Genomic DNA, 16,310 nt, shown 5'->3' with positions numbered 1-16,310 from the left:
TATCGCCGATACCACCGTTATTGTCAACCGTTTGGTTGAATGTATCGGCTGTTCAAACAGCCACTGCGTTGGCCTTGCTCCTTGCCCCATTTCGGTCTGTCCAGGCCGCCAGCGCTTCGGCTAGGTCCGGGGTCGCCACCATGCGGGCGAATTGTTCGCTTTCCACCAGAAGCCCCTCTGATATCGACATGTTGAGGCCGCGGGTGACCGCGGTGATGATGGTTTGGACGACAAGCGGCGAGTGGCGCAGGATGCGTTTGGCAAGCCCGCGGGCGGCGGGCATGAGTTCTTCATGGGCAACGACGGTGTTGACCAATCCCAGTTCAAGCGCGTGGTCGGCCGAAAAGTCGTCGCCGGTCAAAAGAAGTTCCAGCGCGCGTTTGCGACCGGCGAGCCGGGGCAGGCGCTGCGTGCCGCCAAAGGTCGGCGGCATGCCCAGCTTGATTTCGGGCTTGGCAAAGCGGGCGTGCTCGCTGGCGACGGCAAGGTGCGCGGCCTCGGTGATTTCGCAGCCGCCGCCATAGGCCAGGCCATTGACGGCGGCGATGACGGGCTTGGGAAACGCCTCCAGCCTTGCGGTCAGGCGCTGGCCGCGGCGGACGAAATCACGTACGGCGGTGTTTGCGCCCTTGGCAACGCTCCCGGAAAACTCGTGGATGTCGCCGCCGGCGGAAAAGGCGCGTTCGCCGGCTCCGGTGATGATCACGGTGCCGACATTGTCGTTCACCTCGAGCATGTCGAGCAGGCTTAAGAACCAATCGATCAGTTCGTAGTTGAGCGCATTGAGCCTGGCCGGCCGGTTCAGCGTCAGAAGCGCGATCCCATCGGAAATCTGCAGCAATACGGTGTCGGACATCGTGGTCTCCCTTTGTCGCTTCGAGCGAGGTATTGACGGGGGGAGGTTAGGTGAGGGAAGATCCAAGGTATATTCACTAGTCGGTATACATAGAGATGGCGAAACCAGAGCGCACCACCCGGGAATGCATCATCGATGCCGCCTCGAAACTCTTCTATGCCGAGGGCATTCGCGCCGTCAGCGTCGATGCGGTGGCGGAAGCTGCTGAGGTGACAAAGCGCACGCTCTACTATCACTTCGAAAGCAAGGACGAGTTGATTGCCGCCTATCTCGAGGGCCGCGACCAGCCGAACCTGTCGCTCTTCCGCCAATGGTTCGATGCGACAGACGGCGATCTTGCCGCGAAGGTCGAGACGATCTTCGTCAATCTCGCCCGCGCCGCCCGGCATCCCAAGTGGAAGGGGTGCGGTTTCCTGCGCACCTCCGCCGAGCTTGCCAACATGCCTGGCCATCCGGCAATCCGCATCGGTGCTGCCCACAAGAAGAAATTCGAAGCCTGGTTGACGCAGGTATTCTCCGAGGCAGGCATCGATGATGCAGGCGAACTGGCGCGCCAGATGCTGTTGCTGCTCGACGGAAGTTTTGCGGTCGTCCTTCTGCACCGGGATGCAAGCTACATGGAGAGCGCGGGCAAGGCGGCTGCGACGCTGGTTCGCGTGGCGGTGGCGGCCCGCTGATCTCGGATGCTCTTGGCAAAATCGGTGCCACGATACAGATTGCACCCCACGAAACCCGGGAGGACGACATGGCCGTCAGACGCATCGTGTCCAATCTATTCGCTCCAGATCCGCGTGCCGCGCACGCCTTTTACGCCGACCTGCTCGGGCTCCAGGTGGTGATGGATCACGGCTGGATCCTGACGTTTGCGGCGGAGGGGCAGGCGGCGATGCCGCAGGTTAGCGTGGCGAGCCAGGGCGGGTCCGACACGCCGGTGCCGGTGCTTTCGATCGAGGTGGACGATGCCGATGTGGTCTATGCCCAAGCCCGGGCAAAGGGCGTGACGATCGTCTATGACATCACCGACGAGCCCTGGGGCGTCCGGCGTTTCTATCTGCGCGACCCGTTCGGCAATGTGATCAATATCCTGTCCCATTGAAGAGGCCGGCCGCCGAAGGGATCGGCGGCCGGTTCCTCGAAATCAGGCCAGCGTCAGCGCGTTGGTGAGGTCGGCGACCAGATCGTCCGGGTGTTCGATGCCGATCGAAAGCCGGATCGTCGTGTCGAGAACGCCGATGCGGCGGCGCACGTCGATCGGCACCCCCGAATGGGTCATCGCCGCCGGGTGGCTTGCCAGCGATTCCGTGCCGCCAAGGCTGACGGCGAGCTTGAAGATCTGCAGCGCGTTCAGGAAGCGGAAGGCCGCCTCCTGGCCGCCGGTGATGTCGAACGAGAAGGTCGAGCCCGCGCCGGTGCATTGTGCGGCGAAGGTGCGGCCGACGGGCGAGGCTTCGTCGTGGAACGGCAGGTAGTGGATGCGCTCGACCTTCGGGTGATCGCGCAGGAATTCGGCGACGATGCGGGCATTGTCATTGGCCTTTTGCATGCGCACCGAAAGCGTCTCAAGCGAGCGGCCGAGCATCCAGCAGGAATGCGGATCAAGCTGCGTGCCGATCGCGCCGCGCAGCGCCTTCAACTGCTTCATCACCGCCTTCGAGCCGAGTACGGCGCCGGCGATCAGGTCGGAGTGGCCGCCGACATATTTGGTCAGAGAATAGAGCGAGATATCGGCGCCGTGCTCGATCGGCCGCTGGAAGACCGGGCCGAGCAGGGTGTTGTCGCAGGCGATCACCGGCGTATGCCCCTGCCTGGCACCGATCGCGTCGGCGACGCGGCGGATCATGGCGACGTCGACGAGGCTGTTGGTCGGATTGGCCGGCGTTTCGATGAGGATCACCGAGACGCGGCCCTTCGCCATCGCCGCTTCGGCAGCGGCGGTCACCGCGGCCTCGTTGACGCCATCGGCAAAGCCAACGGCCGAGACGCCGAGATTGAGGAAGGTTTTCGCCAGCAGCGTCTCCGTGCCGCCATAGAGCGGCTGGCTATGCAGCACCGCGTCGCCGGGCTTCACGAAGGCGAGCAGCGTCGTCGCGATCGCCGACATGCCGGAGGAAAACAGCGCGCAGCTTTCCGTGCGCTCATAGACGGCGAGGCGATCCTCGACGATCTCGCTGTTGGGGTGGTTGAAGCGCGAATAGACAAGGCCGGCGCCCACGCCCGCCGGCGGCTCGCGGCGGCCGGAAACGAAATCGAAGAAGTCACGGCCTTCCTCGGCCGAGCGAAAGACGAAGGTGGAGGTCAGGAATACCGGCGGCTTGACGGCCCCTTCCGACAGTTCTGGGTCGTAGCCATAGTTCAGCATCAGGGTTTCGGGATGCAGCTTGTGGTTTCCGATATGGGTCTTGGAGGGGTGCGGCGCGGTCATGGCATTTCTCCTGAAGCGAAACGGGTGCGTCTGACAGGCAAATTATATCAGACGCTTGGACCGATCCTTGCTATTTGCGATCACATGCCCTTGAGTTGCGCAAAGAATTGCCGGGATCATGAAAATATGACGCAGAAAATTGCCGACGAAACAGACCGCCGAATTCTGAAGGAATTGCTGGCCGACGCGCGCATCACCAACAACGAGCTCGCCGAGCGCGTCGGGCTGTCGGCTTCGCCCTGCCTGCGGCGGCTGCGGCGGCTGGAGGAAACCGGTGTCATCCGCGGCTACACCGCGCTGATCGACCCGGCGGTGGAGGGCTGGACGATGACGGCGATCGCGACCGTCCGGCTTAGCCGCCAGCACGAGGACGAGATCGTCATGTTCGAGCAGGCGATCCGCGGCTGGGACGAAGTGCTCGAATGTCACCTCGTCACCGGCTCGCGCGATTACGTGCTGAAGGTGATGAGTGCCGGGCTCGAACAATACGAGCGTTTCATCAAGGAGAAGATCGCCCGGCTCAAATGTGTGGCCTCGATCGAGACGAGCTTCGTCATGAACACGATCAAGGAGCGGCGGATCTGAGAGACGATCCGCCGACGAGCCGGGAGGTTTAAGGCGGCGTGAGCCGCAGCAGGTCGGCCCCTGCAATGCCCGCGTGCGGGCAGGGAGCGATCTCGCCTTGCCAAGCGGGCGCAGGCATTGTCTATTGCCAGCTGTTCCGCACTATCCGACCCATTGGGAGCACATCGATGCCGTCTATGGAACTGCTTTTGGCTTTCCTCGCGACCACGGTGATCTTCGCCTACATCCCCGGCCCTGCGATGCTCTATGCGGCGGCGCAGACGATGGCGCGCGGCCGCTGGTCCGGATTGATGGCGACGCTCGGCATCCACCTCGGCGGTTATGTGCATGTTTTTGCGGCTGCTGCCGGGCTCTCCGTGCTGTTTCACGCGGTGCCGGTGCTCTACATGATCGTCAAGTTTGCCGGTGCGGCCTACCTCGTCTGGCTCGGGATTTCGCTGTTTCGCGCCAAGGCGCAAGGGGCGGGCGACTTGCCCGGGATCGAGGCGAAATCCGGCCACCGCGCCTTCTTCGAGAGCATCACCGTCGAAGTGCTGAACCCCAAGACGGCGATCTTTTTCGTGGCCTTCCTGCCGCAGTTCATCGATGCATCTGCGGCGTTTCCGGTCTGGCTGCAGTTCGTCATCCTCGGCACGATCGTCAACCTGATGTTTTCTTCGGCCGATATTGCCTGCGTCATCCTGGTGGGCGTGCTGATCGCCCGGCTCAAGCGTTCGAGCATGGCGCAGCGCGCCATGCAACGGGTCGGCGGGGGTGTGCTCGTCGGGCTGGGCGTTCATCTGGCTTTCCAGAAGAGTTGATCAGCACACCCCACTTGCAACGGGGGCAGCGGCACGGCCAATGCCAGTTTGCCGCCGGCGTGCCGGGCGGCTATCAAGCGGGACACGCTCCAATTGAAGAGGGCGCGCCCGACGAAAGACAGTGAACAAGGAGCCTGCCGGTGGATCACCTTCAAGAGACGGGTCTGCGCAGGGCGAAGTGGCCCGTTCCACAGTTCGTGTCCGTGCTTTGGGCGTCATTTTCGACGACGGGCCTCATCGTCGGGGTACTGTTCTTCGCCGCATCGCTGACGCCGAGCCTGATCCCGCGCCCCTATGTCATCCAGGCGGTCATATCAGGACTTTCGCTTGCTGCCGGATACGCCATCGGCGTGTTCCTTCGCTGGCTCTGGTCGTTTCTCGAATTGCCCGATGTGCGCCCAAGGACCGGCCTGTTCCTCAAGCTTGCGGCGGCCCTCGGCTGCATTGTCGTTGCGCTCGCCTTTCTCTGGCGGGCGGCCGCGTGGCAGAACACGGTGCGGAGCCTCATGGGCCTTGACCCGGTCGAGAGCGCCGAGCCGCTGAAGCTTGGCCTCATCGCCGTCCTGGTCTTCGTCGCCATCGTGCTTCTGGCGCGGTTGTTTCGCCTGACGTTCCGGTTCGCCTCGAAGCGGCTCGAATATGTGCTGACGCGACCGCTCGCCAAGGCCGTCGGTGCGCTGGCGGCGATCGCGCTGTTCTGGTCGGCGGTCGACGGGGTGATCTTCCGCTTCGCGCTGCATGCGGCCGACAGCTCCTTCCAGAAGCTCGACGCCTTCATCGACGCCGACATTGCGCCGCCGAGCGACCCGGTCAAGACAGGCAGCGCCGCCTCGCTGATGCAGTGGGACCAGCTGGGGCGCCAGGGTCGCCAGTTCATCGCGACAGGCCCGACGGCGGCCGATATCGGCGCGTTCTTCAGTGGGCAAGCGCAGGAGCCGCTGCGGGTCTATGCCGGGCTCAATTCGGCCGAGACGGCCAAGGAGCGGGCGAAGCTCGCGCTCGAGGAACTGAAGCGCGTCGGCGGTTTCGAGCGTTCGTCGCTACTGATCGTCGTGCCCACCGGCACCGGCTGGATCGATCCGCCGGGGCTCGATTCGGCCGAGTATCTGTTGAAAGGCGACGTCGCCAGCGTCGCGGTGCAGTATTCCTACCTGACCAGCTGGCTCTCCCTGCTGGTCGAGCCGGAATATGGCGCCGAGACCGCCAATGCGCTGTTCGACGAGGTTTACGGCTACTGGACGACGCTGCCCAAGGACAAGCGGCCGCGGCTCTACCTCTACGGCCTCAGCCTCGGCTCGATGAATTCGCAAGGATCGGTCGACCCGTTCGATATCATCAGCGATCCCTTCCAGGGTGCGCTCTGGGTCGGCTCGCCATTCCCCACGAAGACCTGGCTTTCGGTCACGGCCGGCCGCAATCCGGGCTCGCCGGAATGGCTGCCGCGCTATCGCGACGGCTCTGTCATCCGCTTCACCAGCCAGGAGAATGCGCTCGACATTCCCGGCGCCCAGTGGGGCGGGGTGCGGATCGTCTACCTGCAATATGCCAGCGACCCCATCACCTTCTTCGATCCGCATTCCTTCTACCGCGAGCCGGACTGGATGAAGGCGCCGCGCGGTCACGATGTCTCGCCCGACCTTGCATGGTTCCCCGTTGTGACGATGTTCCAGCTTCTGGCCGACATGGCGATGGGCACGACGACGCCGATCGGCTACGGCCATGTCTATGCGCCGGAACACTATATCGATGCATGGATGCAGGTGGTCGATCCGCCCGGCGTGACGACGGATGATACTGCAAGGCTGAAGACGCTGCTCAAGGGGCGCTATTGATCGTCTGGCAGAGGCTCTTTCAGTCGCCGCGCAGATGTGCGGCGATCTGATGGGCAAGCGCCTGGATCAGCGGTTCCTCGGCCTTTTCCGTCGGGCAGAGGAGATAGTATCCCGCAGATGCCGGTATCGCCGTCGGGAACGGCTGGATCAGCCGGCCTTCCTGCAGGTAGGAGCGGGTCAGCACATCCGAGACGAGTGCGATCCCCTGTCCCTGCAGGGCCGATGCCACGGCGACGGCGACCGAGGGCACCCGGACGCTGCGGCTGCCTTCGAGCGAGATACGCGAGGCGGCCGACCAGCGTGTCCATTCCCGGCCGTCATCTTCATGCAGCAATGTGACGTCGCGCAGTTTCCTGTCGCGGTGTGACCCTTCCAGTCGCGGGAACAAGAGCGGCGAACATATGGTCCTGAGCTTCACGTCGCTGACCACCTGCCACCAAAGTCCGTCAAAGGGCGGATTGTCGTAGACGATAGCAAGATCGACATCGTCCCACAGGACGTCGCCTGCGCGGATGCAACTGCGCATGGCGAGATCGGTGACGCCGCGCGTATCGGCAAACTGCACCAGGAGGCCGGCCATCCAGGCGATCGCCAGCGCCGGTGGCAGCGCGACCGTCAGCTTCTTCCGGTGGTTTTCGAGCTTCCGTTCGGCACCGTTCTCGACCGCGACGGCAAGATTGCCGATGGCATGGGAAACGGTCTGGGCGAAGTCGCGCCCGGCCGCGGTCAGACGGATATTGCGCCCCGATTTCTCCAGAAGCGTCAGCCCCGTCGTCTCCGAAAGCCGGCGCAGCTGCAGCGATACCGCACCCGGGCTGAGGCCCAGCTCGTCGGCCGCCTGGCGGACCGATCCGATCCGGGCGACGGCTTCGAAAGCCCTGAGATAGGGCAGGAAATGCAGCGCCTTCATTCTACCTCCGGGCCCTGATCTGCCGCTGATTGCATTCGGGTCGGAACCCGCAATCGTTTAGCGAAACTAGACAATATCAAGCACAAAAAATCGCTATTCCCAATCGATTTTTACTCCTATGAATCGGGTCGGAGAGAGGGAGAGACACCATGATCGCGGCGCAACCATTTGATTTTCCTTATGACGACAAGCTGGTTCCGTCACAGACCGCGCTGATGGTGATCGACCTTCAGATCGACTTCTGCTCGCCCGACGGCTACTTCGCCTCGATGGGCTACGATCCGGCGCCGCTCGCGGCCATCGTGCCGGTGGTCAACCGCGTCATATCAGCCGCGCGACGAGCCGGCTGCCTGATCGTCCACACGCGCCAGGGCTACCGTGCCGACCTCGCCGACATGACGCCCTACGAGAAATGGCGCCGCAAGCGCTCAGGTCTGGAGAACACGCAGGTGCTGTTGCGTTCGAGCCCTGGCTTTCAGCTTCTGCCAGAACTCGATGTCGCGGAGAGCGACGTCATCATCGACAAGACCTGCAACAGCTCGTTCACCTATACGGATCTCGAGCACGTGCTGAGGGCGCAGGGCATCACCCATATGCTGTTTGCCGGCTGCACCACCGATGTCTGCGTGCATACGACGCTGCGCGAGGCCTGCGACCGCAATTTCCAGTGCCTGACGATCTCGGACTGCTGCGCCAGCGGCGAGCAATGGGCGCATGAGGCGGCGATCAACATGATCTCGATCGAGAACGGCGTCTTCGGCACGGTCTCGACCAGCGACGCGGTCATCGCCGGCCTGGCGAACGCAAGCCGCTAACACCGACACCACCACCACATCGCTGGTTCTATGCCAACCGTTTCAACGGAATGATGCCCCATGCAACGATATATCTCGCTGATGAAACTGACGGCCAAGGGATTGGCCGAACTCGCCGATAGCGGCGCGCGGCGCAAGGTGAGCGAAGACCGCGTCTCTTCGCTCGGCGGTCGCTCGGTCGCCTTCTACGCCACGCTCGGAGCTTACGATTTCGTCCAGGTTTTCGAGATGCCGGACAATGCGTCGATGATGCAATACGTGCTGACGGCACGACGCGACGGGTTCGTGGACCCGCTTATCCTTCCCGCCTTCGACAGCCAGACCTACGGCGACATCGTCGGGCGCGTTTCACCAACACAATGAGGGGAATAGAGATGATCAGACTGGCATCGCATGCAACCCTTCTCGGGACCATTCTGCTGTCGGCGGGGCTTGCCCAGGCGGAGCCGCCGGCCTTTGCCGCCGACGGCGATATCGGCGTCTGCACCACCGCAGCCTTTCCGCCGCTGACCTTCAAGGAGAGCCCGGCCGATGCGAAGCCTACCGGCATCGATGTCGAGATCGTCGAGGCGCTCGCCGGCCTCTGGAACGCCAAGGTCAACTATACCGTCACGGAATTTGCCGGGCTGCTGCCGACGCTCGGAGCCGGGCGCTGCGACATGATCGCCAGCGGCATCTACATCAACGCCAAGCGCCGCGAGACCTATGACGGCGTGTCCTACATGAAATCGGCCACCGCAATGGTGACCAAGGCCGGCAGCGACGCCATCAAGGTGCCGGAAGATCTGAGCGGCAAGGTGATCGCGCTCGAAGCCGGCGCCTACTACAAGGAGGAGCGGATCGAGCCCCTGAACAAGGCGTTGATCGCCAAGGGCCAGCCGCCGGTCGAGGTGCAGGAATATCCGACCCAGCAGGCGGCCTACCAGCAGGTCCTCGTCGGCCGCGTCGATGCGACGGTGACCGAGGAGGCCGAAGGCGCCTACCGCGCCTCGCGCTCCGACGGAGAGCTGCAGCTTCCCTACACCTGGGCCTCGGACTTCACCTACGGCATCTACTCCAGACGCGAAGGCAGCGATGCCGCCGCGGTCAAGGCGGGGCTGAAGACCTTGAAGGAACAGGGTTTCTTTGGTGGCATCGCCAAGAAGTACGGCCTCGATCCGGCGCTCTTCGACGTCGATTACGACCGCTGATGCTTGAGAAGGTGGGCAGGGAATGAACTTCGATACGAAACTGTTTCTGGATGCCCTGACCATGCCGGTCATGCTGCAGGGCGCGGCCATCGCCATCCTGCTGTCCATCCTGGTTCAGGTCGCATCGTTCCTGCTCTGCCTGCCGCTTGCCGTCGCCCTGAATTCGATGGCGGCGGTGCGCCGCACTGCAGCCCAGATCTATGTCTGGCTGTTTCGCTCGGCCCCGCTGATCCTCGTGCTGCTGATCGTTTGGAACGGCGCGCCGCAGCTCTTTCCAGGCCTGACGCGGGCGCCCTGGTACACGCCCTTTGCCGCCGCCTTCATCGCCTTCACGCTGGTCACGACCGCCTATATGGCCGAAGCGATGCGCGGGGCGCTGGCGGCGATCGGCCAGGGACAGACGGATGCGGCCCGCGCGCTCGGGCTCAACCGGCTGCAGACTTTCTTCCTCGTCGTCCTGCCGCAGGCATTGCGCATCGTCATGCCGGTGCTCGTCAACGAGTTCATCAACCTGATCAAGCTGACCTCGCTTGCCTATGTGATTTCGATGCGGGAGATCATGGCCGTCGTCAACGACGCGATCGCGTCGAGCTTCCGCTTCGTCGAATGGTATTCGGCAGCACTCGTCTACTATCTGGCGATCGTCTCGATCCTGATGTTCCTGCAGCGGCTGATCCAGCGCCGCATGGCCTACTGCATAATTCCTTAAATCGGAATCGATTTAAGGACAAAATTATGCAGCAACTCAAAGTGTTACAGCGACCTTTGCGCGTCTAAATAGACGCGCGGCGCTGTAGGCCCGTCAGCCAGCGCCTTCGTCATTTGCGGAAAGCAGCGCCTGCATCGCGCCGATGATCTTGCGGTGCTGGTGGGCGTGTCGGGTGCGCAGGCTGGTGGCGGCATAGACCGTCTGCGCGATCACCGGCGCGTCGGCAACAAGGGTGGCGCTCCCGGATTGCATGAGCCTGCGAGCCGTTGCGGTGGTGACATAGGCGGCGCCACCGAGCGAATGCAGCAGCATCGTGATCGCCAGGTTCTGGCCGGTTGCCACCGGTGCTGCGGAGAGATGCGGCAAGGCCAGCCGATGGGCGCGATCGAAGGCCGGCGAATAGATCGCCTGGATATAGGTCTCGATCCTGATATCCGACAAGGCGGCGGCAGCCGTGCTCACCATCGTGTAATGCAGATCGCCGATCCTTTCATAGTGCAGATCGGGCAGATAATGCGGAGTATAGAGCATGGCGAGGTCGAGTTCGCCGGCACCGAGATCCCGGTTCATCTGGTTGGAGTAATCGGCCTCCATGTAGATCTCGGTTGTCGGCAACTCCAGCCGAATGGCCGAGAGCCATTCGCCGGCAAAGGCTTCGGCCAGATCGTGCTGGATGCCGAGCCGCATCGAGCGCTCCAGCGCGCCGGCATTGGTGACCGCGCGTGTTGCCTCATGCCACTGGTTTTGCAGGGCTTTCGCGTAATCCAGGAACCGCAGGCCGGCAGCCGTCGGCACCGTGCCGCCCTTGTTGCGGGTAAAGAGCTTGCGATTGAACTGGGCTTCCAGCGCCTTGACCCGGTGGGACACCGTCGATTGCGTGATGTTCAGCCGCTCGGCGGTGCGGTTGAAGGAGCGCGTCTCCATCAGGTCCAGGAACGTCTCGATCAGATCCACTTGCATCGGCATCCCGTCCGGTTTCGAAGGTTCGTCCAATCTAATCGAAATTGTCGATCAATAAAGCCTGTTTCCATCGCTTGATGGCGCCCCGTTTCGACGGCAAGAATTCCGGCAAAACGAGGGAACAGTGCATGTCGAATTTGCCGTCTCACACGCGGGTCGTGATCATCGGTGGGGGAGCGATCGGCGCTTCCTCGCTCTACCATCTTGCCAAGGCCGGCTGGACCGACTGCGTGCTTCTGGAAAAGAACGAGCTGACGGCCGGCTCGACCTGGCATGCGGCCGGCAACGTGCCGACGTTTTCGTCGTCCTGGTCGATCATGAACATGCAGCGCTATTCCGCGTCGCTCTACCGCGATCTTGGGCAGCGCGTCGACTATCCCATGAACTACCACGTCACCGGCTCGATAAGGCTCGGCCATTCCCGCGAGCGGCTGCAGGAGTTCAAGCGCGTCGTCGGCATGGGGCGCTACCAGGGCATGGACCTCGATATCCTGACGCCGGACGAGATGCGCAGCCGCTATCCGTTCCTCGAAACCCATGAGCTGACCGGCGCGCTCTACGACCCCTATGACGGCGACATCGACCCGGCGCAGTTGACGCAGGCGCTCGCCAAGGGCGCGCGCGATATGGGAGCAAAGATCATCCGCTTCTGTCCCGTCACGGCGGCGCGCCGCGAAAACGACGAATGGGTGATCTCGACGCCGCAGGGCGAGATCCGCTGCGAATATGTCGTCAATGCCGCCGGCTATTACGCCCGCGAGGTCGGCAAGATGTTCGGCCGCGACGTGCCGATGATGGTGATGAGCCATCAATACATCCTGTTCGACGAAATCCCGGAGCTTGCCGCCTGGTCGAAGGAGGTTGGCCACAAGCTGCCGCTGCTGCGCGATGTCGACAGCTCCTACTATCTCCGCCAGGAGAAGAACGGCATGAACCTCGGACCCTACGAGCGCAACTGCCGTGCGCACTGGACGACGCCCGACGACCCGATGCCCGAAGACTTTTCGTTCCAGCTCTTCCCTGACGATCTCGAGCGGCTGGAATGGTATCTGAACGACGCCGTCGAACGGGTGCCCATCCTTGGAACCGCGGGGCTGTCGCGGGTCATCAACGGCCCGATCCCCTATGCGCCCGATGGCAATCCGCTGATCGGGCCGATGCCGGGCGTGCCGAACGCGTTCGAGGCCTGCGTCTTCACCTTCGGCATCTGCCAGGCCGGCGGCGCCGGCAAGGTGTTGGCCGAGTGGATCACCGAGGGCCAGACGGAGTGGGACATGTGGTCCTGCGATCCGCGGCGCTACACCGACTATACCGACCAGGATTATTGCATCGCCAAGGGCATGGAGATCTACGGCCACGAATATGCGATGCATTTTCCGAAGCATTATTGGGCCGCCGGACGCGGCAAGAAGCTGTCGCCGATCCACGATCGTATCGCCGCACTCGGCGCGCAGTTCAAACCCTATAACGGCTGGGAACGGGCGATGTGGTATGCCAAACCCGGCGACGACACGTCAGAGGAGGCGACGCAGACCTGGGGCCGGCAAGGGCCGTGGGCCAAGCGCATCGAAGAAGAATGCCTGGCCGTGCGCGATGCCGCCGGCATCCTCGACCTGCCGGGGTTCTCGCGCTTCCGGGTCAAGGGCAAGGGGGCGACCGCGTGGCTTTCCGGCCTGATCACTGGCCGCGTGCCGAAGCCGGGTCGCATCGGCCTTGCCTATTTCTCCGATGACAAGGGCCGCATCGTCACGGAAATGTCGGTCATGATGCTGGACGAGGATTTCTTCTTCCTGATCACGGCGGCAACAGCGCAATGGCACGACTTGGAATGGCTGCGCGAACATCTGCCCGAGGACGCCGCCTTCACGCTTGACGATGTCACCACCCAGTTTGCCTGCCAGATTCTGACGGGTCCGAAATCGCGCGATATCCTCGCCGAAGTCAGCAACGCGGATCTCGCCAAGGGCTGGCTGACCCACCAGACGGCGCAGATCGCCGGGCGTTACTGCCAGTTGGTGCGCGTGTCCTTTGCCGGCGAACTCGGCTGGGAGATCCACACCAAGACCGACGACACCGCCGCCATCTTCGATGCGGTCTGGGGTGCCGGTCAGAAGCATGGCCTGAAGCCCTTCGGCATGGAGGCGCTCGACAGCCTGCGCATCGAGAAGGGCTACCGCGCCTGGAAGGGCGATCTCTCCACCGACTACACTATCCTGCAGGGAGGGTTGGAGCGGTTCGTCGACTGGGCGAAGCCGGGCTTCAAGGGCAAGGCGGCACTCGAACGGGAGAAACAGCAGGGCGTGAGCAAGCGGTTCGTCACCTTGACGGTCGCCGCCGACGGCTGCGACGCTCCCTACATGTCGACGCTCTGGTCGGACGGTCAGGTGGTCGGCGAAACGACGTCGGGCAATTGGGGCTACCGCGTCGGCAAGTCGATTGCGCTCGGCATGCTGCGCGCTGATCTCGCCGTGCCCGGCAAGGAGATCGAGGTCGAGATCTTCGGCGATCGCTTCAAGGCGACCGTCGAGGCCGACCAGCCGCTCTGGGATCCCTCTAACGAAAGACTGCGCGCATGACGAAGCCGATCCCCTCGAAAGCCCGTGCGGTCATCATCGGTGGTGGCGTTTCCGGCTGTTCGGTCGCCTATCATCTCGCCAAGCTCGGCTGGACCGACGTGGTGCTGCTTGAGCGCAAGCAGCTGACGTCGGGCACGACCTGGCATGCGGCCGGCCTCATCGGCCAGCTGCGCGCCTCGCAGAACATGACGCGGCTGGCGAAATACTCGGCCGACCTCTACGTCAAGCTTGAGGCCGAAACCGGCATTTCCACCGGCATGCGCCAGAACGGTTCGATCACCGTGGCGCTGACGGAGGAGCGCAAGGAGGAAATCTACCGCCAGGCATCGCTGGCGCGTGCCTTCAACGTCGACGTGCGCGAGATCACGCCCGACGAGGTCAAGGCGATGTATCCGCATCTCAATACCTCGGACGTGAGGGCGGCGGTGCATCTGCCGCTCGATGGCCAGTGCGATCCGGCCAACATCGCCATGGCGCTCGCCAAGGGTGCGCGCCAGAACGGGGCGACGATCATCGAGGGCGTCAAGGTCACGTCCGTCCTGAAGAAGGACGGCCGGGTGACGGGCGTGACCTGCGAGCAGAACGGCGAGAGCTACACGATCGAGACCGACAACGTCGTCAACTGTGCCGGCATGTGGGGCAGGGAGTTCGCGCGGCAATCAGGCGTCACCGTGCCGCTGCATGCCTGCGAGCATTTCTACATCGTCACCGAGGCGATCCCGGGACTGACCCGCCTGCCGGTGCTGCGCGTGCCGGACGAATGCACCTACTACAAGGAGGATGCCGGCAAGATGTTGGTCGGCGCCTTCGAGCTCAAGGCCAAGCCCTGGGGCATGGACGGCATCCGCGAGGATTTCTGCTTCGATCAGCTGCCTGACGATTTCGACCATTTCTCGCCGATCCTCGAAATGGCGGTTAATCGCATGCCGATGCTGGAGACGGCCGGCATCCATACCTTCTTCAACGGTCCGGAAAGCTTTACGCCCGACGACCGCTACTATCTTGGCGAGGCGCCGGAGGTGAAAGGCTATTGGGTCGCGGCCGGCTACAACTCGATCGGTATCGTCTCATCAGGCGGCGCCGGCATGGCGCTGGCGCAATGGATGAACGACGGCGAGCCGCCCTTCGACCTCTGGGAAGTCGACATCCGCCGGGCCCAGCCGTTCCAGAAGAACCGCGCCTACTTGAAGGATCGCGTCTCCGAAACGCTGGGGCTGCTCTATGCCGATCACTTCCCCTATCGCCAGATGGCAACGGCGCGTGGGGTACGGCGCTCGCCGCTGCACGAACATCTGAAGGCGCGCGGCGCCGTGTTTGGCGAGGTCGCCGGCTGGGAGCGCGCCAACTGGTTTGCGAACGAAGGCCAGGAACGCGAATACCGCTATTCCTGGAAACGGCAGAACTGGTTCGAAAACCAGAAGGCCGAACATCTGGCGGTTCGCAACGGCGTCGGCCTGTTCGACATGACCTCCTTCGGCAAGATCCGGGTTGAGGGGCGCGATGCGCTCTCCTTCCTGCAGCGGCTCTGCGCCAACGAGATGAATGTCGAGGCCGGCCGCATCGTCTACACCCAGATGCTCAACGGCCGCGGCGGCATCGAAAGCGACCTGACGGTCACGCGCCTTTCGGAAACCGCATTCCTGCTGGTGGTGCCGGGCGCCACGTTGCAGCGCGATCTTGCCTGGCTGCGCAAGCATGTGCGCGACGAGTTCGTCGTCATCACCGATGTCGGCGCCGGCGAAAGCGTGCTCTGCGTCATGGGGCCGAAGGCGCGCGACCTGATGCAGAAGGTGAGCCCGAACGATTTTTCGAATGCCGCGCATCCCTTCGGCACGGCGCGTGAGATCGAGATCGGCATGGGCCTCGCCCGCGCCCACCGCGTCACCTATGTCGGCGAACTCGGCTGGGAACTCTATGTTTCCACCGACCAGACGGCGCATGTGTTCGAGGCGCTGGAGGAGGCGGGGCAGGATCTCGGGCTGAAGCTCTGTGGCATCCACACGCTCGACAGTTGCCGCATCGAAAAGGCCTTTCGACATTTCGGCCACGACATCACAGACGAGGACCACGTGCTCGAGGCCGGGCTCGGCTTTGCTGTCAAACCCGACAAGGGTGATTTCATCGGCCGCGAGGCGGTGCTCGCCAAGCACAATCGCGGGCTTTCGCGCCGGCTGGTGCAGTTCCGGCTGGCCGATGCGGAGCCGCTCCTCTTCCACAACGAGGCGATCGTGCGTGATGGAAAGATCGTCGGCACCATCACCTCAGGCAATTACGGCCACCATCTCGGCGGCGCCATCGGCCTTGGCTACGTGCCCTCCGAAGGCGAAAGCGACGCCGACGTGCTCGGTTCAAGTTTCGAGATCGAGATCGCCGGCACGCGGGTGAAAGCCGAGGCGTCGCTGAAGGCGATGTACGATCCGCGCTCCGAGCGGGTGAGGATGTAGGTTTGTTCGGGAATGGCGTCGAGGGCCGACGACTCCCGACGTGGAACTGCCCCTCACCCTAACCCTCTCCCCGCAGGCGGGGAGAGGGGACCGGGCCGGTGCGGCAAGTTCCTTCTCCCCGTCAAGACGGGGAGAAGGTGCCGGCAGGCGGATGAGGGGCTTTCGAAGTCCTACCCAAGTGACAATACGCGCGCCGGAACGCGGGTCTTCC

At 63.4% G+C, this 16,310-nt stretch carries 15 protein-coding genes; 11 read left to right on the top strand and 4 right to left on the bottom strand.

Features of this window, described 5'->3' with window-relative positions; all coding sequences use genetic code 11:
- Positions 1-52 precede the first annotated feature (52 nt).
- A complete protein-coding gene (locus BC360_RS02590) occupies positions 53-856 on the bottom strand; it encodes a crotonase/enoyl-CoA hydratase family protein (protein ID WP_065794118.1) in 804 nt (267 codons plus the stop codon).
- Positions 857-951: 95 nt separating this feature from the next.
- Between BC360_RS02590 and BC360_RS02585 the strand changes: the two genes are divergently transcribed.
- Positions 952-1,533, top strand: a complete 582-nt coding sequence (locus BC360_RS02585; protein WP_065794117.1) for a TetR/AcrR family transcriptional regulator — start codon at positions 952-954, stop codon at positions 1,531-1,533.
- Positions 1,534-1,601: 68 nt separating this feature from the next.
- Positions 1,602-1,952, top strand: a complete 351-nt coding sequence (locus BC360_RS02580; protein ID WP_065794116.1) for a VOC family protein — start codon at positions 1,602-1,604, stop codon at positions 1,950-1,952.
- Between the two features lie 42 nt (positions 1,953-1,994).
- On the opposite strand, the gene BC360_RS02575 is transcribed toward BC360_RS02580, so the two are convergent.
- Positions 1,995-3,278 carry a cystathionine gamma-synthase family protein gene (locus BC360_RS02575; protein WP_065794115.1) on the bottom strand — a complete coding sequence of 428 codons (1,284 nt, stop codon included), beginning with the start codon at positions 3,276-3,278 and terminating at the stop codon, positions 1,995-1,997.
- 126 nt (positions 3,279-3,404) lie between these two features.
- Between BC360_RS02575 and BC360_RS02570 the strand changes: the two genes are divergently transcribed.
- The 3 genes from BC360_RS02570 (at position 3,405) to BC360_RS02560 (ending at position 6,495) form a co-directional block, all read left to right on the top strand.
- Complete coding sequence (locus BC360_RS02570; RefSeq protein WP_025427852.1) at positions 3,405-3,863, top strand: Lrp/AsnC family transcriptional regulator; 459 nt, start codon at positions 3,405-3,407, stop codon at positions 3,861-3,863.
- A gap of 167 nt (positions 3,864-4,030) precedes the next feature.
- Positions 4,031-4,663, top strand: a complete 633-nt coding sequence (locus BC360_RS02565) for a LysE family translocator (protein ID WP_065794114.1) — start codon at positions 4,031-4,033, stop codon at positions 4,661-4,663.
- Positions 4,664-4,803: 140 nt separating this feature from the next.
- Positions 4,804-6,495, top strand: a complete 1,692-nt coding sequence (locus BC360_RS02560) for an alpha/beta hydrolase (protein WP_065794113.1) — start codon at positions 4,804-4,806, stop codon at positions 6,493-6,495.
- Positions 6,496-6,514: 19 nt separating this feature from the next.
- Here BC360_RS02560 and BC360_RS02555 read toward each other — a convergent pair whose 3' ends face one another.
- A complete protein-coding gene (locus tag BC360_RS02555; RefSeq protein WP_065786599.1) occupies positions 6,515-7,405 on the bottom strand; it encodes a LysR substrate-binding domain-containing protein in 891 nt (296 codons plus the stop codon).
- 149 nt (positions 7,406-7,554) lie between these two features.
- Here BC360_RS02555 and BC360_RS02550 point away from each other — a divergent pair, with 149 nt between their 5' ends.
- The 4 genes from BC360_RS02550 to BC360_RS02535 are packed head-to-tail and all read left to right on the top strand — an operon-like array spanning position 7,555 to position 10,119.
- Entirely contained in the window at positions 7,555-8,220 is a 666-nt protein-coding gene (locus tag BC360_RS02550) for a cysteine hydrolase family protein (RefSeq protein WP_065794112.1), read from the top strand.
- A 60-nt stretch (positions 8,221-8,280) separates the two neighbouring features.
- Positions 8,281-8,583: a GYD domain-containing protein gene (locus BC360_RS02545; protein WP_065794111.1), complete on the top strand. Its 303-nt coding sequence runs from the start codon at positions 8,281-8,283 to the stop codon at positions 8,581-8,583.
- Between the two features lie 11 nt (positions 8,584-8,594).
- On the top strand, positions 8,595-9,410 hold the full coding sequence (locus BC360_RS02540; protein ID WP_065794110.1) for a transporter substrate-binding domain-containing protein: 816 nt from the start codon (positions 8,595-8,597) through the stop codon (positions 9,408-9,410).
- Between the two features lie 22 nt (positions 9,411-9,432).
- The gene (locus BC360_RS02535) at positions 9,433-10,119 is read left to right on the top strand and encodes an amino acid ABC transporter permease (protein WP_065786608.1); all 687 of its coding nucleotides are present in this window, start codon (positions 9,433-9,435) and stop codon (positions 10,117-10,119) included.
- A gap of 93 nt (positions 10,120-10,212) precedes the next feature.
- Here the strand turns inward: BC360_RS02535 and BC360_RS02530 are convergent, their stop codons facing one another.
- Entirely contained in the window at positions 10,213-11,079 is an 867-nt protein-coding gene (locus tag BC360_RS02530) for a LysR family transcriptional regulator (protein WP_065794284.1), read from the bottom strand.
- Positions 11,080-11,207: 128 nt separating this feature from the next.
- On the opposite strand from BC360_RS02530, the gene BC360_RS02525 reads away from it, so the two are divergent.
- Both BC360_RS02525 and BC360_RS02520 read left to right on the top strand, forming a co-directional pair.
- Positions 11,208-13,655: a GcvT family protein gene (locus BC360_RS02525; RefSeq protein ID WP_065794109.1), complete on the top strand. Its 2,448-nt coding sequence runs from the start codon at positions 11,208-11,210 to the stop codon at positions 13,653-13,655.
- Entirely contained in the window at positions 13,652-16,099 is a 2,448-nt protein-coding gene (locus BC360_RS02520; protein ID WP_065794108.1) for a GcvT family protein, read from the top strand. The genes BC360_RS02525 and BC360_RS02520 overlap by 4 nt, the downstream gene beginning before the upstream one ends.
- The last annotated feature ends 211 nt before the right edge of the window (positions 16,100-16,310 follow it).

This window comes from Ensifer sp. LC163 (assembly GCF_001695855.1).
GTDB lineage: Bacteria > Pseudomonadota > Alphaproteobacteria > Rhizobiales > Rhizobiaceae > Ensifer.
The sequence above is the reverse complement of the archived record's forward strand: the minus strand, read 5'-3'. Positions and strand labels throughout refer to the sequence as shown.

Bases quoted from the DNA above. Each gene is read 5' to 3' on its own strand.
- BC360_RS02530 (WP_065794284.1), bottom strand. From the start codon at position 11,079: ATGCAAGTGGATCTGATCGAGACGTTCCTGGACCTGATGGAGACGCGC.
- BC360_RS02545 (WP_065794111.1), top strand. From the start codon at position 8,281: ATGCAACGATATATCTCGCTGATGAAACTGACGGCCAAGGGATTGGCC.
- BC360_RS02565 (WP_065794114.1), top strand. From the start codon at position 4,031: ATGCCGTCTATGGAACTGCTTTTGGCTTTCCTCGCGACCACGGTGATC.
- BC360_RS02580 (WP_065794116.1), top strand. From the start codon at position 1,602: ATGGCCGTCAGACGCATCGTGTCCAATCTATTCGCTCCAGATCCGCGT.
- BC360_RS02585 (WP_065794117.1), top strand. From the start codon at position 952: ATGGCGAAACCAGAGCGCACCACCCGGGAATGCATCATCGATGCCGCC.
- BC360_RS02525 (WP_065794109.1), top strand. From the start codon at position 11,208: ATGTCGAATTTGCCGTCTCACACGCGGGTCGTGATCATCGGTGGGGGA.
- BC360_RS02550 (WP_065794112.1), top strand. From the start codon at position 7,555: ATGATCGCGGCGCAACCATTTGATTTTCCTTATGACGACAAGCTGGTT.
- BC360_RS02535 (WP_065786608.1), top strand. From the start codon at position 9,433: ATGAACTTCGATACGAAACTGTTTCTGGATGCCCTGACCATGCCGGTC.
- BC360_RS02555 (WP_065786599.1), bottom strand. From the start codon at position 7,405: ATGAAGGCGCTGCATTTCCTGCCCTATCTCAGGGCTTTCGAAGCCGTC.
- BC360_RS02575 (WP_065794115.1), bottom strand. From the start codon at position 3,278: ATGACCGCGCCGCACCCCTCCAAGACCCATATCGGAAACCACAAGCTG.
- BC360_RS02540 (WP_065794110.1), top strand. From the start codon at position 8,595: ATGATCAGACTGGCATCGCATGCAACCCTTCTCGGGACCATTCTGCTG.
- BC360_RS02570 (WP_025427852.1), top strand. From the start codon at position 3,405: ATGACGCAGAAAATTGCCGACGAAACAGACCGCCGAATTCTGAAGGAA.
- BC360_RS02590 (WP_065794118.1), bottom strand. From the start codon at position 856: ATGTCCGACACCGTATTGCTGCAGATTTCCGATGGGATCGCGCTTCTG.
- BC360_RS02520 (WP_065794108.1), top strand. From the start codon at position 13,652: ATGACGAAGCCGATCCCCTCGAAAGCCCGTGCGGTCATCATCGGTGGT.